At 73.3% G+C, this 24,984-nt stretch carries 22 protein-coding genes; 9 read left to right on the top strand and 13 right to left on the bottom strand.

Annotation, left to right across the window (positions count from 1 at the left end; translation table 11 throughout):
- Window positions 1-88: 88 nt before the first annotated feature.
- Together ACFYXU_RS22580 and ACFYXU_RS22575 are read right to left on the bottom strand one after the other, a co-directional pair.
- On the bottom strand, window positions 89-1,495 hold the full coding sequence (locus tag ACFYXU_RS22580) for a mycothione reductase (RefSeq protein ID WP_389459503.1): 1,407 nt from the start codon (window positions 1,493-1,495) through the stop codon (window positions 89-91).
- 186 nt (window positions 1,496-1,681) lie between these two features.
- Window positions 1,682-2,329, bottom strand: a complete 648-nt coding sequence (locus ACFYXU_RS22575; RefSeq protein ID WP_376511957.1) for a TetR/AcrR family transcriptional regulator — start codon at window positions 2,327-2,329, stop codon at window positions 1,682-1,684.
- A 156-nt stretch (window positions 2,330-2,485) separates the two neighbouring features.
- Between ACFYXU_RS22575 and ACFYXU_RS22570 the strand changes: the two genes are divergently transcribed.
- Window positions 2,486-3,955: an MFS transporter gene (locus ACFYXU_RS22570; protein WP_389459501.1), complete on the top strand. Its 1,470-nt coding sequence runs from the start codon at window positions 2,486-2,488 to the stop codon at window positions 3,953-3,955.
- 142 nt (window positions 3,956-4,097) lie between these two features.
- Window positions 4,098-4,526, top strand: coding sequence for an NAD(+)--rifampin ADP-ribosyltransferase (gene arr / locus ACFYXU_RS22565; protein WP_361399379.1), 429 nt, complete (start codon window positions 4,098-4,100; stop codon window positions 4,524-4,526).
- 27 nt (window positions 4,527-4,553) lie between these two features.
- On the opposite strand, the gene ACFYXU_RS22560 is transcribed toward arr, so the two are convergent.
- The 3 genes from ACFYXU_RS22560 to ACFYXU_RS22550 are packed head-to-tail and all read right to left on the bottom strand — an operon-like array spanning window position 4,554 to window position 8,224.
- Window positions 4,554-5,360, bottom strand: a complete 807-nt coding sequence (locus ACFYXU_RS22560) for a phosphatase PAP2 family protein (protein ID WP_389406950.1) — start codon at window positions 5,358-5,360, stop codon at window positions 4,554-4,556.
- A gap of 49 nt (window positions 5,361-5,409) precedes the next feature.
- Complete coding sequence (locus ACFYXU_RS22555; protein ID WP_384567851.1) at window positions 5,410-6,387, bottom strand: YihY/virulence factor BrkB family protein; 978 nt, start codon at window positions 6,385-6,387, stop codon at window positions 5,410-5,412.
- Window positions 6,353-8,224, bottom strand: a complete 1,872-nt coding sequence (locus tag ACFYXU_RS22550) for a diacylglycerol kinase family protein (protein ID WP_389459499.1) — start codon at window positions 8,222-8,224, stop codon at window positions 6,353-6,355. The genes ACFYXU_RS22555 and ACFYXU_RS22550 overlap by 35 nt, the downstream gene beginning before the upstream one ends.
- 156 nt (window positions 8,225-8,380) lie before the next feature.
- Here ACFYXU_RS22550 and ACFYXU_RS22545 point away from each other — a divergent pair, with 156 nt between their 5' ends.
- Window positions 8,381-9,301, top strand: a complete 921-nt coding sequence (locus ACFYXU_RS22545) for a YihY/virulence factor BrkB family protein (RefSeq protein ID WP_389406948.1) — start codon at window positions 8,381-8,383, stop codon at window positions 9,299-9,301.
- Here the strand turns inward: ACFYXU_RS22545 and ACFYXU_RS22540 are convergent.
- Window positions 9,292-10,509 (bottom strand): phosphatidylserine/phosphatidylglycerophosphate/cardiolipin synthase family protein, encoded by a 1,218-nt coding sequence (locus ACFYXU_RS22540; RefSeq protein WP_389459497.1) that lies wholly within the window; start codon window positions 10,507-10,509, stop codon window positions 9,292-9,294. The two genes, ACFYXU_RS22545 and ACFYXU_RS22540, sit on opposite strands and share 10 nt — an antisense overlap.
- Window positions 10,510-10,704: 195 nt before the next feature.
- Window positions 10,705-11,121 (bottom strand): hypothetical protein, encoded by a 417-nt coding sequence (locus ACFYXU_RS22535; protein WP_389406947.1) that lies wholly within the window; start codon window positions 11,119-11,121, stop codon window positions 10,705-10,707.
- A 337-nt stretch (window positions 11,122-11,458) separates the two neighbouring features.
- Between ACFYXU_RS22535 and ACFYXU_RS22530 the strand changes: the two genes are divergently transcribed.
- Window positions 11,459-11,773, top strand: a complete 315-nt coding sequence (locus tag ACFYXU_RS22530) for a TraR/DksA family transcriptional regulator (RefSeq protein ID WP_389459680.1) — start codon at window positions 11,459-11,461, stop codon at window positions 11,771-11,773.
- 57 nt (window positions 11,774-11,830) lie between these two features.
- Here ACFYXU_RS22530 and ACFYXU_RS22525 read toward each other — a convergent pair whose 3' ends face one another.
- Window positions 11,831-12,448: a TetR/AcrR family transcriptional regulator gene (locus ACFYXU_RS22525; protein ID WP_376511868.1), complete on the bottom strand. Its 618-nt coding sequence runs from the start codon at window positions 12,446-12,448 to the stop codon at window positions 11,831-11,833.
- Window positions 12,449-12,549: 101 nt separating this feature from the next.
- Between ACFYXU_RS22525 and ACFYXU_RS22520 the strand changes: the two genes are divergently transcribed.
- A complete protein-coding gene (locus tag ACFYXU_RS22520; protein ID WP_376511870.1) occupies window positions 12,550-14,109 on the top strand; it encodes an MFS transporter in 1,560 nt (519 codons plus the stop codon).
- Window positions 14,110-14,361: 252 nt separating this feature from the next.
- On the top strand, window positions 14,362-16,644 hold the full coding sequence (locus ACFYXU_RS22515) for an ATP-binding protein (protein ID WP_389459678.1): 2,283 nt from the start codon (window positions 14,362-14,364) through the stop codon (window positions 16,642-16,644).
- Between the two features lie 185 nt (window positions 16,645-16,829).
- On the opposite strand, the gene ACFYXU_RS22510 is transcribed toward ACFYXU_RS22515, so the two are convergent.
- The 4 genes from ACFYXU_RS22510 to ACFYXU_RS22495 all read right to left on the bottom strand — a co-directional run bounded on the left by ACFYXU_RS22510 (window position 16,830) and on the right by ACFYXU_RS22495 (window position 21,756).
- Complete coding sequence (locus ACFYXU_RS22510; RefSeq protein ID WP_389407046.1) at window positions 16,830-17,273, bottom strand: response regulator; 444 nt, start codon at window positions 17,271-17,273, stop codon at window positions 16,830-16,832.
- A 65-nt stretch (window positions 17,274-17,338) separates the two neighbouring features.
- Window positions 17,339-19,129, bottom strand: a complete 1,791-nt coding sequence (locus tag ACFYXU_RS22505) for a PP2C family protein-serine/threonine phosphatase (RefSeq protein WP_376511872.1) — start codon at window positions 19,127-19,129, stop codon at window positions 17,339-17,341.
- Window positions 19,130-19,383: 254 nt separating this feature from the next.
- Window positions 19,384-20,634 carry a hypothetical protein gene (locus ACFYXU_RS22500; protein ID WP_389459494.1) on the bottom strand — a complete coding sequence of 417 codons (1,251 nt, stop codon included), beginning with the start codon at window positions 20,632-20,634 and terminating at the stop codon, window positions 19,384-19,386.
- 564 nt (window positions 20,635-21,198) lie between these two features.
- Window positions 21,199-21,756 carry a TetR/AcrR family transcriptional regulator gene (locus ACFYXU_RS22495; RefSeq protein WP_389459492.1) on the bottom strand — a complete coding sequence of 186 codons (558 nt, stop codon included), beginning with the start codon at window positions 21,754-21,756 and terminating at the stop codon, window positions 21,199-21,201.
- Between the two features lie 71 nt (window positions 21,757-21,827).
- On the opposite strand from ACFYXU_RS22495, the gene ACFYXU_RS22490 reads away from it, so the two are divergent.
- Entirely contained in the window at window positions 21,828-22,985 is a 1,158-nt protein-coding gene (locus ACFYXU_RS22490; protein WP_389459490.1) for an FAD-dependent monooxygenase, read from the top strand.
- An 88-nt stretch (window positions 22,986-23,073) separates the two neighbouring features.
- On the top strand, window positions 23,074-23,697 hold the full coding sequence (locus ACFYXU_RS22485) for a LysE family translocator (protein WP_389459487.1): 624 nt from the start codon (window positions 23,074-23,076) through the stop codon (window positions 23,695-23,697).
- Window positions 23,698-23,841: 144 nt separating this feature from the next.
- Here ACFYXU_RS22485 and ACFYXU_RS22480 read toward each other — a convergent pair whose 3' ends face one another.
- Window positions 23,842-24,219, bottom strand: coding sequence for an ATP-binding protein (locus ACFYXU_RS22480; RefSeq protein ID WP_389459484.1), 378 nt, complete (start codon window positions 24,217-24,219; stop codon window positions 23,842-23,844).
- A gap of 220 nt (window positions 24,220-24,439) precedes the next feature.
- On the opposite strand from ACFYXU_RS22480, the gene ACFYXU_RS22475 reads away from it, so the two are divergent.
- Entirely contained in the window at window positions 24,440-24,823 is a 384-nt protein-coding gene (locus ACFYXU_RS22475; RefSeq protein ID WP_389406940.1) for an STAS domain-containing protein, read from the top strand.
- Window positions 24,824-24,984 lie beyond the last annotated feature (161 nt).

Raw genomic sequence — 24,984 nt, 5'->3', positions numbered from 1 at the left:
CCCGGTGCAGCCGACTCCCCTCATGCGCCGAAGTGCCCCCGCGGGACGGGGGCACTTCGGTGGGGCGCCGGACCGACGGGTGGCCGGGTCAGTCGAGGGGGAGGGCGAGCAGGGTGTTCTCGACGAGTTCGGGCATGGCGGGGTGGATCCAGTACTGGCCCGTGGCCATGGCGCGGGCGTCCAGGCCGAAGGCCATGGCCTGGACGAGCGGCTGGATCAGCGTCGGGGCCTCGGGGCCGATGATGTGCGCGCCCAGGATCTCGCCCGTGGCCGGGTCGGCCAGGACCTTGGCGAAGCCGGTGGTGTCCTCCATCGCCCAGCCGTACGCGATGCCGCCGTACTCCCGCGTCGCCGTCACGTACGCGCGGCCGGACTCCCGGGCCTCCTGCTCGGTCAGGCCGACCGAGGCGATCTTCGGCGAGGAGAAGACGGCGTGCGGGACGTGGCGGTGGTCGGTGGCGCGGGGGGCGTCGGGGTGGAGCAGGTTGTGCTGGACGACGCGGGCCTCGTGGTTGGCGACGTGCTTGAGCTGCCAGGGCGAGGAGACGTCGCCGAGTGCCCACACCCCCGGCACCGAGGTGGCCTGGTGGGCGTCCACGACGATCCGGCCGTCGGCGTGGAGGTCGAGCCCGCCGGCGGCGGCGTCCACGAGGTCGGAGTTGGGCCGGCGGCCGATGGCCACGAGCAGCTCGTCGGTCTCGACGGTCTCCGCTCCCTGGGGACCTTCCAGGTCGAGACGGAGCGTGCCGTCCTGGGTCCTGTCGGCGCGGACCAGCTTGCGGTTGAGCCGGACGTCCCACTGGTCCCGGGCGAGTTCGGTGAAGCGGCGGGCGACATCGGTGTCCTCGTGCCGCAGCAGGAGGTCTCCTCGGGCGATCAGGGTGATCTGGACGCCGAGGGAGGCGAAGACGTGGGCGAGTTCGGTGGCGACGAAGCCGGAGCCGAGGATCGTCATGCGGCGCGGCAGCTCCTCCAGGCGCATGACGCTGTCGCTGGTGTGGAAGCCGAGCGACTCGTCGAGGCCGGGCACGTCCGGGACGACGGGGCGGCTGCCGGTCGCGACGACGATGCGGTCGGCCGTGAGCGTGACGGGCCCGTCGGCGGTGGCGACGGTCAGCCGGCGTTCACCGGTGAACCGGGCGGTGCCCCGGTAGAGGGTGACTTTGTCATGTCCGGTCGCGCGGTAGCGTTCGCCGCCCTGCGCGATCGAGTCGATGCGGCCGAAGATCCGGTCCCGTACGGCGGGCCAGTCCACGCCGTTCAAGGTCAGGTCGACGCCGAGGGGCGCGCCGTGCTCGGGCGCACGGGCGGTGTCGGCGGTGTGGACGAACATCTTGGTGGGGATGCAGCCGACGTTCAGGCAGGTGCCGCCGTAGCTGTCCAGCGGGCCGATGCCCTTCTCCACGAAGGCGACCTTCTTGTCCGCGAACCGCTCGTCGACGATCGAGTTCCCGGAACCCGAGCCGATGATGACAAGATCGAAATGGTGCTCCACGAAAGGTCTCCTTATCGGATCGCCGTGACGGCGCTGTCAGGAAGGTCCGTGCCGATACCGACCATGATGGCGCGCGCGGCGCGCTCCCCCCGCCGCGGGTGCTCCAGCGACGAGCCCGGCCTCCTCGGCCGCCGTGCCCGCTGACACTCGCGGACGGGTGCCGACGCGGAACACCGCGTACGGATGTCAGAGCCCGGCCTGGAGGCGGAGCCCCGCCAGGGTGAGGTCCAGGGCGGAGCGGAACTGGTCGACGTCGTCGTGGCCGTCGAACTCGTCGACGATCTCGTGGACGAAGGGGAACTCCTCCGGGGCGAGCTCCCGCCAGGCCCGGGCGAACCGGCCGAGGAACTGGTCGCGGTCCACCGCACCGTCGAGGACCTCCTCGGGCGGCTCCTGGCCCATGTCGACGGCCGAGCCGACGACGACGCCGACGACGGCGGAGACGGCGTGGAAGCGCTGGCGGGCGGTGAGGTCCAGGCGCAGGGTCTGGCGGCCGAGCATCTCGTAGATGCGCAGGGAGTTGCTCTGCACGTCGGTGTTGCGCATGAAGTACGCGCCGAGCCACGGCCGGCGGACGACGGCGTCGAAGAGCGTGACGGCCATCGCGCGGAGGTCGTCGATGGCGTCCGGGCCGGCCGGGAGCTTCTCGATGTCGGCGAGCACGCCGGCCATGACGTGGTCCGTGGCGAGGTCCAGCAGCTCGTCCTTGTTCGCGACGTACCAGTAGATGCTGGCGACGCCTCCGCCCAGGCGCTGGGCCAGGGCCCGGAAGGTCAGGGCCGGGGCTCCCGCCTCGTCGAGCAGGGCGACGGCCTCGCCGAGGACCGAGTCCATCGAGTGCGAAGCGCGTCGGCGCCCCGCGCCCTGGCGGGTCTGCTGGCGTGCCATGGCGTCCACCTCTCACCTTTACATCGCATCGAACGTTGTTCTATCGTACCGGATGGAACACCGTTCGATAACCGAATCTCGTTCGATCGAGAGGAGTGCGCCATGACCACCGCCACGCTCACCCACCCGTCCCGCGCCTACCCGTCGCTGCGCGCGGCGTGGATTCCCCTGGCCGCGCTCTGCCTGGCCTTCTTCGTCGAGATGGTCGACAACACCCTGCTGTCCATCGCCCTGCCCACCATCGGCCGCGACCTGGGCGCGGGCACGACCGCGCTCCAGTGGGTGACGGGCGCCTACTCGCTCACCTTCGGCGGGCTGCTGCTCACCGCCGGGTCCATCGCGGACCGGTTCGGGCGCCGCCGCGTCCTCCTGATCGGGCTCGCGGTCTTCGGCACGCTCAGCCTCGGCGTGCTCCTCGTCCACTCCGCCGGCGGGCTCATCGCCTTGCGCGCGGGCCTCGGCATCGCGGCGGCCGCCATGGCGCCGATCACCAACTCCCTGGTCTTCCGGCTCTTCGACGACAAGGCGCTCCGCATGCGCGCCATGACCGTGATGATCATCGTGGGCATGTCCGGATTCGTCCTCGGCCCGTTGCTCGGCGGCACGGCCCTGGCGCACGTGTCCTGGGAATGGCTGCTCCTCGTGAACGCCCCCATCGCGGTGATCGCCTGCCTCGGCGTCCGCCTCGGGGTCCCGGCCGACCGTCCGGAGGACCTGACCAAGGACACCCTCGACGTGCCCGGCGCCGTCCTGAGCGTCGCCGCCATCGGCCTCGCCTGCTACTCCCTGACCAGCGGCGTCGAGCACGGCTGGCTCTCCGCGCCCACGCTCGCGTCGGTCCTCGGCGCCCTCGCGGCCGCCGTCTGGTTCGTCCGGCACGAGCGCCGCACCGCCGCGCCCATGCTCGACCTGCGCCTCTTCTCGCGCGGTACGGTCCGGGGCGCCGCGATCGCTCAGGTCGGCACGTCCATCGCCATGGCCAGCGTGATGTTCGGCCTGATCCTGCACTTCCAGTACGCCTACGGCTGGAGCCCCGTCCGGGCCGGCCTGGCCAACCTGCCGATCATCCTGACGATGCTCCTCGCGACCCCGCTGTCGGAGGGGCTCGCGCAGCGCTTCGGGCACCGCGTGGCCTGCCTGGTCGGCGCCGGATTCCTCGCGGGCTCGCTGGCCGGGCTCGCCTGGGGCGTCGAGCACGGCTACGCCGCCATCGCGGTGTGCATGGTGCTGATGACCATCGGCCTGCGTACCGTCATGACGATCTGCGCGGTCGCCCTCGTCGACGCCATGCCGAGCAACCGCACCTCTCTCGGCACCGCGCTCAACGACACCGCCCAGGAGGTCGGCTCCAGCGTCGGCACGGCCGTCGTCGGCACCCTGATCGCCGTCCTGGTCACCGCGCAGCTCCCGGCCGGCGCCTGGGGCGGCGACCTGATCGCGTCCTTCTTCCACGGCGAGCGCATCACCTACGCCGTTCTCGCGGCCGTCGTCGGCCTGCTCGCCGTCGGCGGGGCCCTGAGCCTCACCGACTCCCGCTCCGTGGAGGAGCACGCGATGGAGGAGGCCGCCTGATCGGGGCCCCCATCGCTGCGGCGACAGGCCGGGGGCCGAGACCGGCTGGGGTGCCTCGACCGGCCCCAGGCCGCGACTCTGTCACGCGGCCGCCACCGTTGTGATTGTCTGTGGGGCCAGCGCCCGGTCGAAGGAGAAGCCGATGAGCAGTACCCCCGTTCCCTTTGAGGTGTACGAGGCGGGCACGTACCTGCACGGCACGAAGGCGGACCTCGCCGCCGGGGATCTGCTGGTTCCCGGCCACGCGTCCAACTACGAGGAGGGGCGCGTCTCCCGGAACGTGTACTTCTCCGAGACCCTGGACGCCGCCGCCTGGGGAGCCGAGCTCGCCGCCGGTGACGGCGAGGGGCGGATCTACGTCGTGGAACCGACCGGTCACGTCGAGGACGACCCCAACGTCACCGACAAGAAGCTCCCCGGCAACCCGACCCGCTCCTACCGCACGAGCGATCCCGTACGGATCGTGGCGGAGCTCCAGGACTGGACCGGGCACTCCCCCGAACAGATCCAGGCCATGCGCGACGGGCTGGACGATCTTCGGCGCCGAGGCGCCGCCACGATCCTGGACTGACGTCCGGCCGAGGCGTGCGACACCGCGTCATCGGCCGCCGGGCCGGCTCGCCGGCTCCGGGGTCTCCGTCGTGATCTCGGGCTCCAGGCCCTCGGCCGGGGTGGTGAGGCGGCGGCCGGTGTCGCCGCGCCAGGCCTCGAAGGCCAGCGTCGTCGCCGCCACCACCGCCAGTCCCAGCAGCCAGCCCCCGACCACGTCGCTCACCCAGTGCACCCCGAGCGCGACGCGCGTGTAGCCGACGCCGATCACCGAAACCGCCGCCACGATCCACGGCAGCGGCCGCCACCGACGGGGGACGAGGGGAAGCAGGACCAGCAGCAGGACGGCGCAGGAGGTGGTGGCCGTCATGGCGTGCCCCGAGGGGAAGGAGTAGCCGGGCGCGGCGGAGACGGCGTCCGGCAGGTGGGGGCGGGCCCGCTCGACCACGTTCTTGACCAGCAGCCCCACCAGCCCCCCGGCCGTCGCGGTGAAGGCCGCCCAGGCGGCGAGACGGTACGCCCGGCGCCGCAGGAGCCACACCACCACGCCCGCCACCAGGAGCCGCATCGTCAGCGGCCCCCACGCCACGTGCGTGAGGAACTCCAGCAGCCGCACCACGTTCGGGCTGGCGAGTGCGGAGCGGTGCAGCCGCTCGGCCACGTCCTGGTCGAAGCGGTACAGCGGGGCCCAGTGCGACTCCACCAGCACCAGGGCGAGGGAGAACGGCACGGCCGCCAGGGCGGTGAGGGCCGTGCCCACGGCCAGCCGCGCGCCGAACCTCGTGTCGGGTCCGCCGTGGCCGGTGACGAGCCGTCCGAGACGGTGCCGCCAGGTCCGGGGGGAACGCTCGGTCATGGTCGGTACGGTTCCTTTCCGTCGGGGGGACATCGGTGGGCCGGTCGCCTCAGACCCCGGGGTCCTCGGTGATCGGGGCCGCCACCCCCGCGCGCACGGCCTCCAGCTGGGCGGCGAACGAGAGGCCCAGGAAGAGCGCGAGCGAGGTGAGGTACGACCACATCAGCAGGGCCACGAACGCGCTCAGGGGCCCGTACACCGTGGCGAACGAGCCGACGGAGCCGACGTACAGGCTCAGGGCCCAGGTGGCGCCCAGCCAGAGCACGAGGTGGACGGTGGCGCCGAAGGCCAGCCAGGTGTAGCCCGGTTGGGCCCGCCGGGGCGAGCGCCGGAAGATGACGCTGGTGGCGATCACCGCCAGCAGGATCCCGACGGGCCAGCGCAGCACGTTCCAGGCGCGGGACGTCGCCGGCTCCAGGTGATAGACCTCGATCAGTGCCAGGTTGAGGTCGGATCCGAGGACGGTCACGCAGAAGGTCACTCCCAGCGGGATGCCGGCCAGCACCGCCATCGCCAGCCCCCGGCCGTACTTGCGGAGGAACGGCCGGTCGCGCTCCACACCGTAGATGCGGTTCGCGCCGCGCTCGACCTGGCACATGCCCGTGGTGACGTTCCCGACGGAGAAGACCAGAACGAGCCAGAAGGCCGTCGCACCGCCCTCGCCGGCGTGCCGTCGGCTCTCCCGCAGGGCGTCGTCCACGACGCCCTCGCTCGGGCCGCTGATCCGGCGGATCGTCAGCTCGGCTATCCGCGCCAGGTCCTCGGTGTGCAGCACCCCGGACAGTCCGATGACGGCGATGGCCAGCGGGACGATCGCCAGGACGGTCTGTAGGGCGAGGGCGCGCGAGTGGCTGAAGCCGTCGGCGTAGCGGAAGCGTACGAACGAGTCCCGTACGAGGGCCCAGCCTCCGTAGTGGCGGAGCGCCGCCCACGCCTCCTCGCCCGACAGGGTGTCCCCGCGCAGGCGCAGTTCGGCCTCGACGGCGTCGACCTCACTGCGCTGCGGTACGCGCGTCGCGGTTCCCACGGGTCCCTCCTTCCGCTCCGGTGCGGGCCGGGACGGAGTTCCGCGGCGGTGTCACGGCGCGGCTCCTTGCATCCGTTCGGGCCAAGGCCTCTTCGCGGGCGGGGTCCTCGTCCATCGCCGGTTCGTCTTCCCGGACCGGGAGCGCGGCTTCCGTCAGGGTGCCGGTCGGGGTGGCCGTTTCCGGCGGGTTCGGCAGGGCCGGCTCCGACGGCCGGGCGGGCAGGTACACGCGGAGCGCTCCCGGCTCGACCTCGGCGGTCATCCGGAGGCCCGGCGCGAGGACATCACCGTCGACTTCGCGCGGCTGGGGCCGGGTGAACTCGACGTCGATCCGGGCGGCGCCGAAGTACTCGAGCGCCCCGCGCGCCGGGCGCCGCTCCCCCGCCCCGTCGGCGTGCCGGCGCGCGCTCGGGATGCGCGAGGCGATGAATCCGGCGGCGGCGAGCCAGCCGGTGACCCCTCGGGGGTCGAGCAGCACGACCTCCAGCCTGCCGCTGTCGGGCCGCGCCTCCGGAAGCAGCGGCAGGCCGCCCTGGAGCGTTCCGACGTTGCCGATGACGACCATGCGGGCCCACCGCTCCAGCGGCGGGCCCTCGTCGAGCCGGATCGACAGCCGCATGCGGGTGTCCCCCAGGTGCTTCAGGGCCGAGACCGCGTACGCGGCCCAGCCCAGGCGCTCCTTGAGCCGCGGCGAGGCGTCCTGGACCATGGCGGCGTCGAAGCCCGCCCCCGCCATGACCGCGAACCGGGTCGGAGCGATGCCGTCGCCCTGGATCCGCGCGACGTCGAGCGCGGCGACCTGTCCGTTCAGGGCCTCCCTGAGGGCGGCCGCGGGGTCGGTGGGCATGCGCAGGTTGCGGGCGAAGAGGTTGCCGGTGCCGCAGGGAACGATCGCCAGGGGGACCCCGGTTCCGGCCAGGACGTCCGCGCAGGCGCGTACGGTGCCGTCCCCGCCGCAGACCACGACCGCATCCGGGTCGGACTCGGCGAGGCACGAGGCGAGGCCGCCGGAGGCGTCGTCGGCGGTCGTCTCCGCCCACCGCTGCTCCGTGTACCCGTGGTCGCGCAGGAGGTGCCGCACCTGTGCGGCCGTCGTGTCGTCGCAGCCGTGCGGATGGCGCACGACGACGGCCCGCCGGGCGCGGTGGGAGGACGGGGAGGGGGCGGGCTTCGCCGACTCCGTACGGGGCTGTGGCAGCAGGGCGGCCTTGACGAGGGCCAGCGTGCACGCGCCGTTGAGCATCCCCCCGACCACGTCGGAGGGATGGTGCATGCCTCGGTAGACCCGGGCGAACGCCACGAGCAGCGGGATCGCGAGGAGCAGCGTCACCACGACGCGGCGCCACCCGCCGTGCAGCCGCCGGGAGGCGAGGACGGCGAGCCCTCCGAAGAGGGCGACGGAGGCCCCGACGTGACCGGAGGGAAAACTGGACGTGGGCGGCGCGGGATCCAGGTGGCGTACGTCCGGACGCTCGCGTTCCACGACGAGGGTGACGAGCAGGAAGACGGCGGACTGCCCTGCGACCCCGAGCGCGAGGAACCCCGCGTCCCGCCATCGGGGCGCGTGGGGCAGGAGGAGCAGCGCGGCCACGCACAGGGCGGTGATCGTGATCACACTGCCCGTGCTGGCCAGCAGTGACGCCCCGTCGGTGAGCGCGGTGACGAGGGGCGTGCGACGGGCGGCGAGGGCGCGGTTGACGCCGTCCTCGGCGGACAGCGGCCAGATGTGTGCCAGGGGGCCCGTCACCAGCAGCCCGAGCGCGGCGACGGCGGCTGCCTGGACGGGCAGCAGCAGGAGCGGGCGGCCGGGTCTGACCGCCTCGTGCGGGATCGTCATTCGCGCCGTGTTACCTGACGAGAGCCGGTCAAACGCGCCGGGGGCGTCGCGACCGTCACACAGGCGGCGGGCGGAGTCGTGGACGAGCGCGGGAGGGGTGAACCGTAGCCCGAGGCCGGAAGGGGTGGGAGCGGTCGCGCAGGGCAGGAGACTCCCGTGACATCGAACATTCTCCGCGCCCGTCGGAGCACTCCCGGAAACCGGTCCGCCGAGCTGCTCAGACGCACGCGCACCCAGCTGTGGAAGACCGCCGTGCGTCTCTGGGACGACAACGTCGCGGACTCCGCCGCGGCCCTGACCTATTACGCGGTGCTGGCGCTGATGCCGGCCCTGCTCGTCTCGGTCTCCCTGGTGGGACTGGCGGGGAGCGATACGCGCGAACGCCTGATCCGCGACCTCACCTCGTACGCTCCGCCCCAGTCGGCCCAGGTGCTCCGGGAGGCCCTGGAGGGCATCACCTCCTCGCCCACCTCCCTGTGGCCGCTGCTCGTCAGCGGCGTCCTGAGCGCCCTGTGGTCGGCCTCCAGCTACCTGTCGGTGTTCCGGCGCGCGCTCCACGCGATGCACCGTCTGCCCGACACGCGACGGCCGCTGCGCGCCGCCCACGTCCTCGTCGTCACCTCGGGCGCGCTGCTCGCCCTGCTCGTCACGGGCGCCGCGAGCCTGGTCGCCACCGGCCCCGTGGCCCGGCGGCTCGCGGCGGCGGCCGGCCGGCCGGGCATGGACGCCATGGCCATGCTCCGGTGGCCGGTGCTGCTGGTCATCGTCACGGCGCTGATCCTGATCCTCTACCGGACGGGCCCCGTCCAGGGCCGTGGCCTGCGCCGGGGGTTCGCCGGTGGGGCCCTCGCGGCCTGCCTGTGGCTCGGGGCGTCGGCGCTGTTCACGCTCTACACGCAGTTCGGGACGTACAGCCGCCTCTACGGTTCCCTGGCGGGCATCGTCGTCTTCCTCGTGTGGCTGTGGTTCGGCAATCTGGCCCTGCTCGCCGGCGCGCAGTTCAACGCGGTGCGCGCACGGCCGGCGGAACAGGGCGACGACGCGCCGCGGGACGCCGAGGCCGCCGCCTACAGGTAGCGGCGGATGGGCAGTACCGCGGTCTCGCGGGCGCGCTGGAGGAGCGACCGCCGCTTCCACCGGCCGGGTCGGATCTGTTCGCTGACCTTGAGGTCCTCGTCGTAGTGACCGTCGAGGGTGGCGGTGAACTCCCCGTCCATGACGGCGAGCATGACCTCTTCGTCGTGGTCGAGGGAGCGGCGGTTGAAGTTCGTGGAGCCGATCAGCGACACGACGCCGTCCATGGTGATGACCTTCGCGTGCATCATGGTCGGCTGGTAGTGGTGGATGCGCACCCCGGCGGTGGTCAGCGCCTCGTAGTGGTGCTGCCCGGCCAGCTGGCACACCCGCTTGTCGGTGTGGGGGCCGGGCAGCAGGATCTCGACCTCCACGCCTCGGCGGGCCGTGGCGCAGAGCAGGTCGATGAAGTAGTCGTCCGGGGCGAAGTAGGCGGTCGCCAGACGGATCCGCTCCTCCGCCGATTCGAGGATCACGCGGATCAGGGTCTGCATGTCCTGCCAGCCGACGCTGGCCGAGCCGCGGACGACCTGGACGATGGCGCTGCCCGTCGGGGGGTGGCTCACGAACCGGTCGCGCTCGTCGAAGAGGTCCGCGTGGCATTCGGCCCAGTTCTGGGCGAAGGCGGCGGCGATGCCGTCCACGGCGGGGCCCTGGACCTCGACGTGGGTGTCCCGCCACTCGGCGGGGTTGCGCGCGTCGCCGCACCATTCCTCGGCGATGCCGACGCCTCCGGTGAACGCGGTCAGCTCGTCGACGACGAGGACCTTGCGGTGGCAGCGGTGGTTCTGCTTGAGCGGCGAGAGGTAGAGAGGCTTGCGGAACCAGGCGACCTCGACTCCGGCGGCGCTCATCCGGTCCAGCAGGTCCCTCTCGATCAGGCGGCTGCCGAACCCGTCGAGGAGCAGCCGCACCCTCACTCCCGCGCGGGCCCGGTCGGTGAGCGCGTCGGCGAACCGCCGCGCGATGTCGCCCCGCCAGTAGACGAAGGTCATCATGTCGACGGTGTGCCGCGCGCCGGCGATCGCGTCCAGCATCGCGGTGAAGATCTGGTCCCCGTTGCGCAGGGGGCGCAGGGTGTTGCCCTCGGTCGCCGCGACGCCGATGAGGCGCTCCAGGCGCCGGCGTATGCGGTGGATCCGCTCCTCCGCGGTGCCTCTGTCGGCGGGCACGGTCGTCGTGCCGCCGTGCGTGTACTCTCTGTCGGACATCCCAGTCCCCTCGGTCGGGCCATCGGCGACCAGGACCATATCCGACGGCGCCCGGGGCGGGGACAGGCACGTCTGCGCCCGGGGGCCGAAAGGCGCCGGTGGCCGCACCGGCGCCGTTCCCTCCCGCCGGACCTCCGCTTCCGTCCCGGTCGGCGGGGTGAGGGACCCCCGGCCCCTCGGACGACCCCGGCGGTGTTACGGGAAGCTCACCCCGTACCGCTGCCAGGCGTTCCACGTCCCGCTGGGCTGGCGGTACTTCGACCACCAGTTGCCGTCGGTGCCGACGATTCCGATGAGGATGGAGTCCTGCGTGAAGTGCTGCTTGACCTTCACGCCGGACCGGGCCTCTCCGCCCATCGACTCCCAGCTGGACCAGTTGGTCCGCTGCGGGTTGGTCCAGCGGGTCCACACCGCGGAGTCCGTGCCGATGACGAACTGCTGGAGTGCGCCGTTGCTGAAGCCGTACTCGGTGACCGGGTAGTCGCAGTTGATGGTGACGCCGCCGAACTTGCAGTTCGAGGCCTCCGCCGGGGCCGTCGCCACCGCCAGGGTCGCGGCGGCGACCACCGCCATGACGCCGGCCTTGAGCTTCCGGTACTTCTGGAACTTCACCACGTTCTCCCATGATCAGAAGGGTCCGGCCCGGCGACGCCGTCCTCGCCCTGAGGCAGCCCTCATCGTGTCCGGCGCCGCTTGCGTCCCACTAACGGATCGCTCACGACGGGAAGCGGGGGTGGCGCGGGATCCTCGGGCGGCGTGCAGGTCCGGAGGCCGGAGCGGCCGGAGTGCGGCGGGAATGGCCGGGCCACGCGATGCGGTTGTCGTACGCATGAGCAGCACCGGTCGGCGCGCGCCCGGCCCTGCCGAGAACCCTGCCGAGCGCGGCCCGTCCGGACCGGTCGCCGCCCGTGAGCGGCTGGCGGCCGACCGCGCCGACACGCTGGCGCGGATGACAGCGCTCGGCCGGGACTTCGACGGGATCGTCGCGGCGAACGCCCTGGTGGCGGTGGACGACGAGCACGACCCCGAGGGAGGCACCACCGCCTTCGAGCGCGCCCATGTGGCCTCCCTGATGCAGCAGGCACGCGAACACCTCGGCGACCTGGACCTGGCCCTCCAGCGGGTCGAGCTCGGGACCTACGGGCGGTGCGAGGCCTGTGGCGGGACGATCCCGCCCGAGCGGCTGGAGATCCGACCGGCGGCGACGACGTGCGTGTCGTGCGCCGAGCCCAGCCCCCGTCGGCCGCGACGGGCCGCGCACTGACCGGCGGCGGGCCGCCCGGGAGCCGAGTGCGCCCCAGGTGGTGCTCTTCGAGGCCTGTCACAGCCCCCGGCTGACGACCGAGAGCGTCGTGCTCAGGGCCAGCTGGACCTCCTCCTCCGGCAGGTCGCGAAGCGGCCCGTCGATGAGCAGATGGCTCAGACCGTGCACCGCGGACCACGCGGCGTACTCCGATCCGTGGCGCCGCTCGGCCGGGACCGCCCCCGTCGCGGTGAGGTCGTCGAGGCACCGTACGAGAAGGAGGAACGGGTGCGGAGCGGCGTCGGACTCCTGCGGCGGAACCGGCGCGTGCGAGGCGGTCGCGGCGAAGGCGGTCCGGAACCACCCCGGCTCGGTGCGGGCGAACTCCACGTACGCGGCACCCAGGGCGTCGAGGCGCGCCCACGCCCATGCCCGGGACCCTTCGGGGCGCTCCGGCACGGCGGACAGCCTCCGGCTCATGAGACCGCCGAGCTCGTCCATGCAGCGCCGGGACACCGCCGCCAACAGCGCCTCGCGGTCCTCGAAGTGGCGATAGGCGGCGTTGTGGGAGACCCCGGCCTCGCGGCTCGCCGCCCTGAGGACGACGGACCCCGGCCCCCCGGTGCGGGCGAGGGACAGGCCGGCTTCGACCAGGGCGTGGCGCAGGTTCCCGTGGTGGTACCCCCGCTTCTCCATCGCGTCTCCTTCCCCTCATGTTGACGATGTCACCATTCGGTGAAATTATCACGTCATGTCCATGTAGCCGTTGTCAACATACGGCTGGACCGGAGGTAACGATGTCTTCCCTCCCCGCTTCACGGCAGAAGATCGTTCTCGGCACGGTCTGCCTGGCCGCTCTGGCCATCACCCTGGACACGACGATCGTCAACGTCGCCCTCCCCCAGATCAGCCGCCGGCTGGATGCCTCGACGCGCGACCTCCAGTGGATCGTCGACGCCTACAACCTGTCCTTCGCGGCCCTGGTGCTCACGGCCGGCTCGATCGGGGACCGGTTCGGCCGACGGCCCGCCCTGCTGGCGGGCCTGGCCGGCTTCGCCCTGACGAGCTTCCTGGGCGGTCTGACGGACTCCGCGGGCGCGCTGATCCTGATCCGCTTCCTCATGGGAGCGAGTGCGGCGGTGATCTTCCCGACCACGCTGTCCATCATCGCCAACACCTTCCCCGACCGTCGGGAACGCGCGAAGGCCATCGGCGTCTGGGGAGCCGTGACGGGGCTCGGGGTCGCGCTCGGACCGGTGGTCGGCGGCGTTCTCCTGGCGCACTTCAGCTGGTCGTCGGTCTTCTTCGCACTCGTACCGGTCGCCGTCCTCGCCCTCGTCGCGACATGGCTCCGGGTGCCCGAATCCAGCGCCCCCGGCCAGGCGCGCATCGACGTCCCGGGACTCGTGCTGTCCACGGCCGCCATCGGCCTGCTCGTGTACACGATCATCGAAGGACCCGAGAGAGGCTGGACCGCTCCCGGCACCCTCGCCGGATTCCTGGCGTCCGGAGCACTCGTCGTGCTGTTCGTCGCCGTGGAGAAGCGACGGGAGACCCCGATGATCGACGTGTCGCTGTTCCGGACTCCGGCCTTCTCGGCCGCCAGCGGATCGGTCACCGTCGCCTTCTTCGCGCTGTTCGGATTCATCTTCCTGGTGACCCAGTACTTCCAGCTGATCCGCGGCTACGGAACCCTGTCGACCGGTGTGCGGATCCTGCCCGTGGCGCTGACCATCGCCATCGGCTCCGTCGGCGGAGCGGCGCTGGCGGTGCGAGCGGGGACCCGGTCGACGGTCATGGCCGGTCTGACGCTCCTCGCCTCGGCCTTCGGCTGGATCGCCCTCTCCCCGGCCTCCATGCCCTACGGCGCGATCGTGGGGCAGATGGTGCTCATGGGCCTCGGCCTCGGCCTGACCACCACACCGGCCACCGAGTCGATCCTCAGCGTCCTGCCCCCGGCGAAGGCGGGCATCGGTTCAGCGGTCAACGACGCGACGCGCGAGACGGGAGGGACGCTGGGCGTCGCCGTCCTGGGCAGCGTCTTCACCTCGCTGTACGCCCATCACCTGCCGGGCACGGCGTTCGGCACGCTGCCCCCACCCGCCCTGCACGCGGGGCAGGAGTCCGTCGCCTCGGCGCTGTCCCTGGCGGTCACCCCGCCCGCGGGCGGGCCGCGGCTGGTCGACGCCGTCCAGGAGAGCTTCATGTGGGGCTTCCACATCGCCTGCGCCGTGGCGGCCGCGATCTGCCTGCTCGGCGTGCTGGGCGCGGCCCGTCTGCCCGGCCCGCCCCAGGGTCCGGGCGCCCGCCCGTCCGGAAGGGCCGCCGTCCCGGGCGAGGCGGCCCGCACCCTCTGAGGCGTACGCGGGAGGGCCCGCCGTCCCGGGCGAGGCGCCCGCACCCCCTGAGGCGGTGCGCGGGACGGGGCGCCGGCAGGGTCGGTGCGCGGTTCCGCGAGGCCTCGCGCACCGGCGGTCCGGACCGCCGGTGCGACTCCGTGCGCGTCGGGTGACAGGATGGGGCGGTTGCGGGGCACGTTCGACTTCAGGAGGCGATCACGGGTGTCGGAGGACTGGCTGTCGCCGAGGGCGCGGGACGCCGAGTCGGCGATGCCGGGCGGATTCGATCTGTCCGAGTGCGTGCGCGAGCCCATCCACCTGCTGGGGGGCGTCCAGTCGCACGGGACGCTGCTCGCCGTGGCGGCCGACGGCGGCGTGGTGGACACCGCCGCCGCCAACACGCTCGACGTGCTCGGAGTCCCGGCGGCGGAGCTGGTCGGCGCGCACGTCACCCGGGTGCTGGCCGTGGAGGACTGGGCGGAGGCGTGCCAGAGCGTCGGGGAGGACGGCGAGGCCTGCGCCCTACAGGTGGAGGCGGGGCCCGAGGACGGGCGGCGCGCCTTCGACCTGTCCGTGCACCGGTCCGGAGCGCTGGTCGTCCTGGAGTTCGAGCCGCGCGAGGCGGGCCAGGAGTTCCGCTTCAGCGGCTTCTACCAGGGGATCCGGCGCGCCCTGGCCCGCCTGCGGTCGACGGTCGACGTCCTGGACAGCTGCCGGGCCGCCGTGCGCGAGATCCGGGCCCTGACCGGGTACGACAGGGTCGTCGCCTACCGCTTCGACGGCCCCGACGGGCCGGGCGAGGTCCTCGCCGAGGACGTGACGGACACCTGGGAGTCCTGGCTGGGCCTCTGGTTCCCGGCGACCGACATCCCCCCGCAGGCCAGGCGCCTGTACGAGGAGAACTGGATCCGGGTCATCGGGGACGTCGACGACCCCACCGTCGGCCTGGTGCCCCCCGTACGGGTCGCCACGGGCCTGCCGCTCGACCTCTCGGGAGCCGCGCTGCGCACGGTGTCCGGGTTCCACCTGGAGTACCTGCGCAACATCGGCGTCCGTTCGTCGATGTCCGTCTCCGTGATGCGCGAGGGCCGCCTGTGGGGCCTCATCGCCTGCCACGGCTCCGGGCCCGTCCGGCCCGCGCCCGAGGTGCGGTCCGCCTGCGAACTGTTCGCGGCGGCGTTCTCGCTCCAGCTCGCCGCCATCGAGGAGCGCGAGCGCGCCGACGCGCTGGCCGGGGCCGCCGCGAGTGCGGCATCGGTGGCGGAACTCCTCGACGCCGACGTGGAGATGTCGCTGCCCGCGCACGGACCCGCCGTCCGGGCCCTGGTCGGCGCGGACTCGGCCGTCCTCGTCCGCGGTGACCGGTCGGTCACCACCGGCGTCCCCGTCCCCGCCGCGCTCGTGGCGCAGCTGCGGGAGCGGGCCGCCGGCATGGACTCCGGGGCCGTGTGGGCCACGGACCGGCTGGGTGAGTGCCTGGCGGACGAGCAGGTGAGCGTACCGGGGATCGAAGAGGGTCCCGCGGGTGTCCTGCTGGTGCGGCTGACGTCGCCGGGCGACTTCCTCGCCTGGTTCCGCGCGGAGCGCCCGATGCCCCGGAAGTGGGCCACCGACCCCGCGACACCGGTGCGGGTCGGGCCGCGTGGCGAGCGCCTGACCCCGCGCGGTTCGGGAGAGGTCTTCCGCTCCGTCATGCGCGGCCGCTCGCTGCCCTGGAAGCCGCGCGAGCAGGCGGCCGCCGTGGAGCTGGGCCGGATGCTGACCCGGCTGGTGCTCCGGCACGCGGAGGAGCTCGCGGTCCTCAACGAGGAGCTCCGCATGAGCAACACGGACCTCGACTCCTTCGCCCATGCCGCCGCCCACGACCTGAAGGAGCCGCTCCGGGGCATCTCCAACGCGGCCACCTTCACCATGGAGGACGCCGGCGGGGACCTGGATCCCACGAGCGTCCGCCGGCTCCAGTCCATCCAGCGGCTGGCGGGCCGGATGGACGAGCTCCTGAACTCGCTCCTGCACTACGCGCGTCTCGGTCAGGCCGGCCTGCGGCGGGTCGAGGTCGACCTCGACGAGTCGGTGGACGCGGCCCTGGACGTCGCGGGACCCCGGCTCGCCGAGGAACGCGTCCGCGTCGTGCGGGACGCTCCGCTCCCCCGCGTCACCGCCGACCCGACCCGCCTGTACGAGATCCTGGTGAACCTGCTGGTCAACGCGGCGAAGTACGCCGCCGACCGCCCCGACCGCATGGTCCGCATCAGCGTGGAGGACGTCCCGGCCCAGGGCGGCACGGAGGCGGACGCCGGGAAGACGGAGCGGGCGGTCGTCGTCCGGGACAACGGCATCGGCATCCGTCCGGAACTACAGTCCGACGTGTTCGACCTGTTCCGCCGCCTCCACGGACCGACCGAGCACGGCGGCGGTACGGGGGTGGGCCTGGCGGTCGTCAAGCGCATCGTCGAACGCCACGGCGGACGCCTGTGGCTGGAGAGCGAACCGGGCTCCGGCACCGCCTTCTTCTTCACCCTCGGCGAGGCACCGGCGGAGCCCGGCGACTAGGCCGAGGCCGTGCGTCGACAGCTTGATGCTGGTTCTGGCTGCTCTGACGGCATGCGCTGGCCCGTATCGGGACTACGAGGGAACAGGCGATGATGCACCAGAGGTCAGCCATGCCCCCATCGCCCCTCGGCGCGGCCCGGTGTGGGGGCCGTCAGCTGACGCCCCGGGCCGGACGTCGCTCAGGGTCAGGCTCCGCCCGCCGCGGACCCGCCGCGGCCCGGGGACTCCTGCCAGAAGTCCACGGCGCCCTTCAGGACCGTACGGAACAGCTCGAAGTTCACCGGCTTGTAGACGTAGCTGTCCGCTCCCGCCGCATAGCAGGCGTCCTCCTCGGCGGGTGCCGTCGAGGACGTGAAGACGACCACCGTCACCGCGGACAGCGCCGGGCAGGCGCGGATCGACGCCAGCGCGCTGTGACCGCTCACCCCGGGCATGTTCAGATCCAGAAGGATCATGCCCGGGAGCAGGGAGCCGCTGGTGAGGCGCTCCACGAGGCCGTCCGCGCGGTGGGTGAACTCCAGGACGAGATGCGGGTGGGTGCGGTTGAGGGCCCGCTCTATGGCCTCGGCGTCCTCCTGGGAGTCCTCGACGACCAGGACGCGACGACGGTCGATCACCTGGCTGTTCACCTGCCCGTCGGCAGGTTCCGTCTCGACTGCGGGTCCGGTCCCCGACCCGGGGGCGTGCGTCTGCGTCACGATCGTCTTTCCTCTGCCGTCGCTACGAGAAGGGCGGTGTCGTCGTCGCCCGAGTGCCGGAAGGCCGATGCCGCGGCCGCCAGGCGCCCCGCCGGGTCGGGGCCGCCATCCACGCAGCGGGCGACCGCGTCGGGGAGGCGCGTCTCGAAGAAGGCTCCGTCGGCGCCCCTCGCCTCGGTCAGCCCGTCCGTGAACATCACGAGGGACGCCCCCGGCTCCAGGACCATCCGTACGGACCGGTAGTGGGTGCCGGGGAACGTGCCCAGCAGCACTCCCGCGCCCTCCACCTCCTCCGTCCGTCCCCCGGCTCGGCGCACCAGGGGCCGCGGATGCCCGGCCACCGCGATCTCGACGTCCCAGCCGCCCTCGTCGGCGGGCGTCAGCAGCGCGATCAGCGCGGTCACGAAGCGTGCCGTGCCCTCGGCGATGAGCGTCTCGTTGAGGCGGGTCAGGGCGATGCCGGGCGACGCGCCCTCCTGTAGGAGCGTGCGCAGGGTGTGCCGGGCCAGGCCGGTGACGGCGGCCGCCGCCGCGCCGCGCCCGCACACGTCGCCGATCAGCAGAGCCACCCCGTCACCGACGGCCACGGCGTCGTAGAAGTCGCCGCCCACGTCCAGGCTGGGGTCGGCGACCTCATAGGCGCTGCTCAGCCGCAGCCCGGGGACCTCCGGCAGCGCGCGGGGCAAGAGGTGGCGCTGGAGCACCTCCACGTCGGTGCGCCGCTTCTCGTACAGCAGGCTGGTGTCGATGGACAGCGCGGCCCGGCCCGCCAGGTCGGCCAGCAGCCGGGGTGTGGCGACCGGTGCGTCCGGCCGGTGGTGGAGGAAGGTGAGCGTGCCCAGGCTGCGGCCCCGGGCCCGCAGCGGAGTGACGCTGAGGTGGTGGACGGCGCCGACGTCGGGCACGGCGCTGAAGGGGCTGTCCCGCAGGTCGTCGGCGCCGACGTGAGTGGTGTCACGCCGCTCCGAGCTGACTCTGAGCAGCTTGACCAGCCAGTCGTCGTCACCGGCCAGGTCGCGCAGCCATCCCTGGGCGAACGCGGCCACGTGCGCCGACGCGACCGGTCGCAGCACCCCCGCCCGGTCGAAGAGGTGCACGAGGCACCCCTCCGCCACGGCGGGCACGGCGAGCCGGGCGATCCGTCGGAGGGTCTCCTCCACGTCGAGACTGGTGTCCATCTGGAGCGACGCCTCCGCCAGCAGCGCGTCCTCGACCTGCCGCCGCTCGTGCTCGCGGCGCGCGAGGAGCCGCGCGTCGCTCGTCGCGAGCACCTGCGCGACCTGCACCAGCTGGCCGCGCAGGGGGTCCCGCTCGCCCGGCGACCGGTCGAGCCCGACCCACAGCGTCGCCCAGTCCTCCCCCGCCAGGGGGAAGGCGCACTCCAGCGCGGCGACGGGCTCTCCCTCCGGTACGAGCCCGCCCGGCCAGAGGGCCTCGGCGACCGCCGGTCCCGTGTGCTCCAGGACCACCGGGCCGCCGCCCGCCTCGGCCGCGCCCGTCCCCGGCCGGACGACGGGCTCGGTCCAGTCCGTGAAGGGCGGACGCCGGGTCACTGCCATGGGGGCCCGTGCCGTCGCCGTGCGGAGGTACGTCAACCGGCGCCCGTTCCAACGGGTGCCGACCACCGACACCACACCGGGCCGTGACAGCAGCATCGCGTAGACGCTGTCCGCCAGTCCCGTGACGTCGTCCATGAGGTCCGCGGCGAGCCACAGGGCGTGCAGACGCCCGTCCCAGCCCTCGTCCGCGGGGGAGTCCGTCGCCCCCCGCCCAGCGGATCCATCCATGTACCCCACCTCTCGACCGCTGCCCGGCCCGCGCGCTCGACCGGCCATTCGACCGACAAGCCCCGGAACGAACCGTACGCCACGCCGCACCCCTGGTACGGACCACTCCCCCTCCCACCAGGCCTTCAGGCGGCACGCCATCGCGCCGGCCGCACGCGTCCACGACCGGAGGAACCGAACGGAGCGGCACCTGCCCCCATACCCCGCCCAGCCCCCGGACACGCAGCACACGCGCACGGCACGGCTCACAGCGATCACGGCTCCGCGTCGGGAGGCGCCACGGGAAGCGTCCGCCGTCCCCCGCCGTCGTGGGCGGCCGCGAGGACGCCGAGGAGCGCTCGGACGAGCAGGACGCAGACCAGCACGACCACCACGACGGCGGGAGTGGGGTAGCTCCAGAGCAGAAGGGTCAGGACTCCGGCCGCGGCCACCACGACCGTGGTGAGGCGGCCGTGCGCGCGCAGCCACGCGCCGGCACCGCCGGTGTCCCCTCCCCTGCGGACGAGTGCGGCGCCGACGGCTCCCACGCCCCGGCCCGCGGCCGACCGCACGGCGACGGCACCCCGGCCGGGACCGTACAGGTAGCCGGCGAGCGCCACGACCACGGCGATCACGAGCGCGGTCCCCGTGGCTTGTCGCAGGAATCTGACGAGGGTGTCGTAGACGGCGGCCACGGCGGCGTGCGAGGTGACGGCCGGGGGCACCGCGTCCAGGCACAGCTGCCGCAGGACGGAGAGCCCGACGAGCAGACCGCACATCGTCACACCCGTACCGACGGCCGCGCCCATCAGCGCCCTCCGCCGCGACGGCGCGGCCCAGAGGCCGGTGCCGGCGAGGACGACGACCGTGGCCGGCAGCCACGGTCCGAGGACGCCGAGCCACCGGACCGTGTCCCGCACCTCGCTCACCCGGTCGTTGCGCAGGAGCACGAGGGAGGTGTCCGCTCCGGGGATCTGGTCGGCGTTCACGAGCACCGTTCCGATGACCTGTTGCTGCATCTCCTCCACGACGACCCCGACGTCCAGTTCCACCGCGTCGCCCTTGATCTCGATCGCACCGCCGCCGTCGCCCGTCAGGAGGTTCGCCGCGGCGGTGTGGGCCCCCCGATTGGCCAGGTTCCAGGCCTGTGCGAAGGCGTCGCTGGTCACGGCCTTGTCCACCACGTACCGCACGCCCGTCCTGAGGGCGCTCCTGAGCTGTCCGTCCGAGGACCGGGCCGCGTCCACGAGGAATCGGGGTGCGTCGCGATCGTCGAGGACCCGGGCGAGGTACGCGCTCAGCCGGTGCACGTCGACGCGCGCGACGACCTCATCGGTGACCCGGTTGGTGATCGCCTCCTGGACGGCGGGATCACGGGCCAGGGGCGCGACGGTCTGGGCGTAGCGGTCGACGTCGTTGATCTGAGAACTCGCCCAGGAGGCCGCCACGCCGACCGGGGCCAGGAGGACGGCCAGTGTCAGGAGCACCGCCGCCACGCACGTCCGCAGCCGGCGGTGCCGGATCACGGCGGCCGCTCGCGGTTCCCCGTCTCCCGCGCGCCGTGCGGCGTCCGGGGGCCGGCCACGCTTTTCGGGCGGCGGTTGCGGGGGGCCGGAGTCGGCGGGTGAATCCATCGGCCCTACCTCCTCCTCGGGCGCCTCGGCCCTGGTCTCGGACGGGGGCGGTACGCGCTCCCAGCGGGCGCCGGACCGGCCGCGGCGCTCGCGCTCTTCGTCCGGCACCCGGCCGTGTCGTCGTCGGGGCCGGGACGGCTCGGCCTCGGCGGGCGGAGCGGCGGGCTCGCGGCGCGCGGGCTCGGAGGAGCGCGGGCGCGTGGCCGATGCGTCGCTGCCGAGGAGCGCGCGGTCGTCGGGCCGACCGATGCGGGGTCGCCGTCGGCGGTGGCGTGGACCGCCGGGACGTGTTCGGCGTGGGTCCTCTAACGAACGGGCCGGGGCGACCGCATCCGCTCGTCGTTTCGCCTCTGCCCACGTTCGGGCCCGCCAACCGCAGCGACGGCGGCGCGTGGGCGTGGGGGCCGTGGAGCTGTCTCACCACCGATCACGGGGGGACCGGTGCAGGTCGCAGACCTATCGCAGCGCGGCGGTGACCAGTCCTTCGAGAGCCTCGCGCTGGACTTCGCCGCCGTTCACCAGCCGGTCGAAGACCAGGCCGTCCACGCAGGTCAACAGCGTGTGCGTGCGGTTCTCCACGTCTGCCACGCCGTGCTGGGCGAGGAACCGCCGGACGGCTTCGCGGCCGGCGTTCTCGCGGGGCACGAGGATCTCGCGCAGTTCTTCGTCCCGCACGCTCTCGATGGCGCAGGCGTGGCGGGCGAGGGAACGCCGACGGCCCTCTCCCGTGAGGCGCTGCCGGGTGAGCGCCGCCATGCCGTCGACCAGGTCCTCGACGGTGCGGAGGCGCGGAAGCGCGTCGGCCGCGTCGTGGAGCTCCGCCTGGTCGAGTTGGACGAGGCGGGCGACGAGTCCGGTCAGCAGCGCGGCGCGGGTGCGGTAGTAGGCCGAGGTGGTGCCGGGCGGCATGGCTGCCCTGCGGTCGACCGCGCGGTGGGTCAGGCCGCGCATCCCTTCGTCGGCGAGGACGTCGAGAGCCGCGTCTGCGAGGAGGGTGCGCCGTTCCGAAGCCATGCCCCCTTTCTACACCCGTAGAGACTCACGATAGAGTCGACTTCTACACCTGTAGAAAATGGGGCGCCGGCATGGGGAACACGGCAGTGGTGATCGGAGCGGGCATCGGCGGGCTGGCCGCCGCCATCGGCCTGCACCGCATCGGATGGGACGTGACGGTCCTCGAGCGTTCGTCCATGCCGGAGGACGCGGGGGCCGGCATCTCCTTGGCCGCCAACGGCCTGCGGGCCCTGGACGCACTCGGTGTCGGCGGGGCGGTCCGGGACGCGTCGCGCGGCCAGTACAGCGGCGGCACCCGTACGCCCCGGGGCGGCTGGCTGACCCGGATGGACGGCTCGGTGCTGGGGCGGGCGGTCGGCACGCCGATCCAGGGGGTCCCCCGCTCCGTCCTGCACCGGCTGCTGCGCGAGGCCGTGCCCGCCGGGTCCCTGGTGATCGGTTCCGAGGCGGCCACGGTCGAGCAGAACGGCTCGGGGACCGTGCAGGTCGTTTACGGCGCCAGCGTCCTCGAGGCCGATCTGGTGGTGGCGGCCGACGGCATCGGCAGCAAGGTGCGCGGCCGGCTTTTCCCGGACCACCCCGGCCCGGTCCACAGCGGCTCGGCGGTGCTGCGCGCGATCACCGAGCACGCGGTCGATCTGCGGACGGACTTCGAGCTGACATGGGGCCGGGGTGCGGAGTTCGGGCACATCGCCTTCCTGGACGGGAGGGCCGAGTGGCACGCCGTCCTCAGCCTCCCCGCGGGAACGCGGTTCGCCGACCCGCCGGCCGAACTGCGCCGACGCTTCCGCACCTGGCACGACCCCGTCCCCGCACTGCTCGACGCGACCCGGCCCGAGGACGTGCTGCACCACGACGTGAACGAGCTCCGCGCGCCTCTCCCCTCCTACACGGTCGGGCGGATCGCGCTGCTCGGTGACGCGGCCCACGCGATGACCCCCCACCTGGGACAGGGAGCCTGCCAGGCCCTGGAGGACGCCGTCACCCTGGCCGCCGCCCTCCGCGCCGAGTCCACCGTCGAGACCGCTCTCGCCCGGTACGACGCCGAGCGCCGGCCGCGGAGCCAGGCCGTGGCGCGAGCCGCCCGGCAGGCCGGACGCATGGGCCAGCAGCTGTCCCACCCCCTGGCCGTCACCCTGCGGAACACGGCGATGCGCCTGACACCGTCCCGGGCCGCCGCACGGATGATCCTGCGTCACCACGCCTGGGTTCCGCCGTCGCTGACCTGATCCCTCGCGCCCGGCACCTCAGGAACCGGCACGGTCCGCGGCCTGAACCCGCCCCCGGACCCGTCCCACCGGATGTGAGACTGGAGGCATGATCATGCCGTTTCTCACCGCAGCCGGTGTGCTCGCCGTGCTGACCGTGGTGCCCGGGCCGGACATGGCCGTCGTGACGAAACGGGCCGTCTCCGCAGGCTGGCAGGACGGGCTGCGAACGGCCGGTGGCATCACCGCGGGACTGTTGGTGTGGGGCGTCCTCACGGTCGTGGGCCTGGCCGCGGTACTGGCCGCGTCGGCCGTCGCGTACACCGTGATCAAGCTGGCCGGCGCCGCCTACCTGGTCCTTCTCGGTGTCCAGGCGCTGGTCCACAGTCGCCGCGACCGGACACCGAGCGCCGACGCACCGCACGCCGCCGTGCCTGCCGGTGGCGCCTGGCGGACCGGCCTGGTCAGCAACCTCTTCAACCCCAAGATCGCCGTCTTCTACACCGGCCTCCTGCCGACGCTGGCCCCGCCCGGCCTGTCCCCGCACACCGGCATGGCGCTGCTGGTCCTCATCCACGCGGTGCTGACCGCCGCATGGCTCAGTGGCTACGTGCTGCTCCTGGCCAAGGCCCGTGCCTTCTTCCAGAAGCCCTCCGTCCGTCGCGCCATGGACCGCGTCACGGGCGTCGTCCTGATCGGGTTCGGCCTCAAGGTCGCGGCGACCCAGCCGTGACCGGCCCCCTGCTCCCGATCCCCCGGGACGACGCTGCTGGCACGCTGTGTGGTCGCCCCGTGAGGCGGGTGGCTGTACGAGGGGGGACCCTGTGAGGACCACCAGGCGGCGGGACGCGTCCCGCCGCCGAGGACGCCCGACCGCCTACTCGAGCGGCAGGCGCGCTGTGACGCTCTTGCCGCCCGGTTCGCGCCGGGCCACGACGCTCTGAGCGACGGCCATCACGATCTCCAGCCCGTGCTGTCCGACCCTTCCCGCGTCGGCGGTGCGCGCCACCGGCAGATCCGTACCCCGGTCCCGTACGACCACCTCGATGTGCGTGTCCACGACGGACAGCTCCATCAGGACCGGTCCCCCCACGTACTTGTGGGCGTTGGTGACCAGCTCGCTGACCACCAGGCGGGTCAGATCCTCCGCCTTCTCCGTCACGGCGAGACCATGGTCGACCCGCGCCCGGGTGAGGAAATCGGTGGCGACGCGCCGGGCCTGACCCATACACGTGTCATCAGCCGGCAGTGTCACGACCTGATGAGGGACCTCCCCCGGCACGGCGGTGACGATATGCCGTCCCGCTTCTGATGTGTCCACAGCCGTTTCCCCCGCCCCCCGCGTCCCAAGGGCCCGGATACCCGCGTGTCGGCACGTCATGTCTCGTTCCCGAGGCGGAACGAGATTCCTCCACCGCCGACGGACCACGTCCGGAGCCCTGCACTTCGGAAACGGAGTATGCCAGGATCGCCTCATGTCTGCGCCGGATCACGTCCACCCCCCGCACACGGTCGGGCCCGGGAAGCTCACGGTCGCCGTCACCACCGGGTCCGACGGCATCCTCGTCGTGTCCCCGGCAGGCGAGGTCGACCACGCCACCGGCCCTCTCCTCGCGGAGGCGCTGGCCTCGGCCTGCGAGGGCGTGTGCCCCCGCGTCGTCGTCGACCTGAGCCGGGTCACGTTCATGGACTCCAGCGGCATCAACATCCTCATCACCAGTCATCACATCCTCACCGCGGCCCAAGGGTGGATCCGCCTGGCCGCTCCCACGGAGGCGGTGATGCGCGCGATCCTCATCGTCGGCATCGACGCCTTCATCGACTGTCACCCGACACTCCCCCGCGCCCTCGCCGCCTGAGCACCGTCGGACGCCGCCCCGCCCCGCGGGTCGACGGTCCCGTCGGCGTGTGCCGGAGCGCGCCGGTCGGTGTGTCGGACTGAGCCGATCCGTGCTTCGCACCGGGCCGATCCGTCCATGGCACCGGACCGGGCGCGCCGCGTCGCCGGACGCGGCGCGCG

Source organism: Streptomyces sp. NPDC002232 (assembly GCF_042890295.1).
Classification (GTDB): Bacteria; Actinomycetota; Actinomycetes; order Streptomycetales; family Streptomycetaceae; genus Streptomyces.
This window is presented reverse-complemented; position numbering and strand designations above follow the sequence as displayed.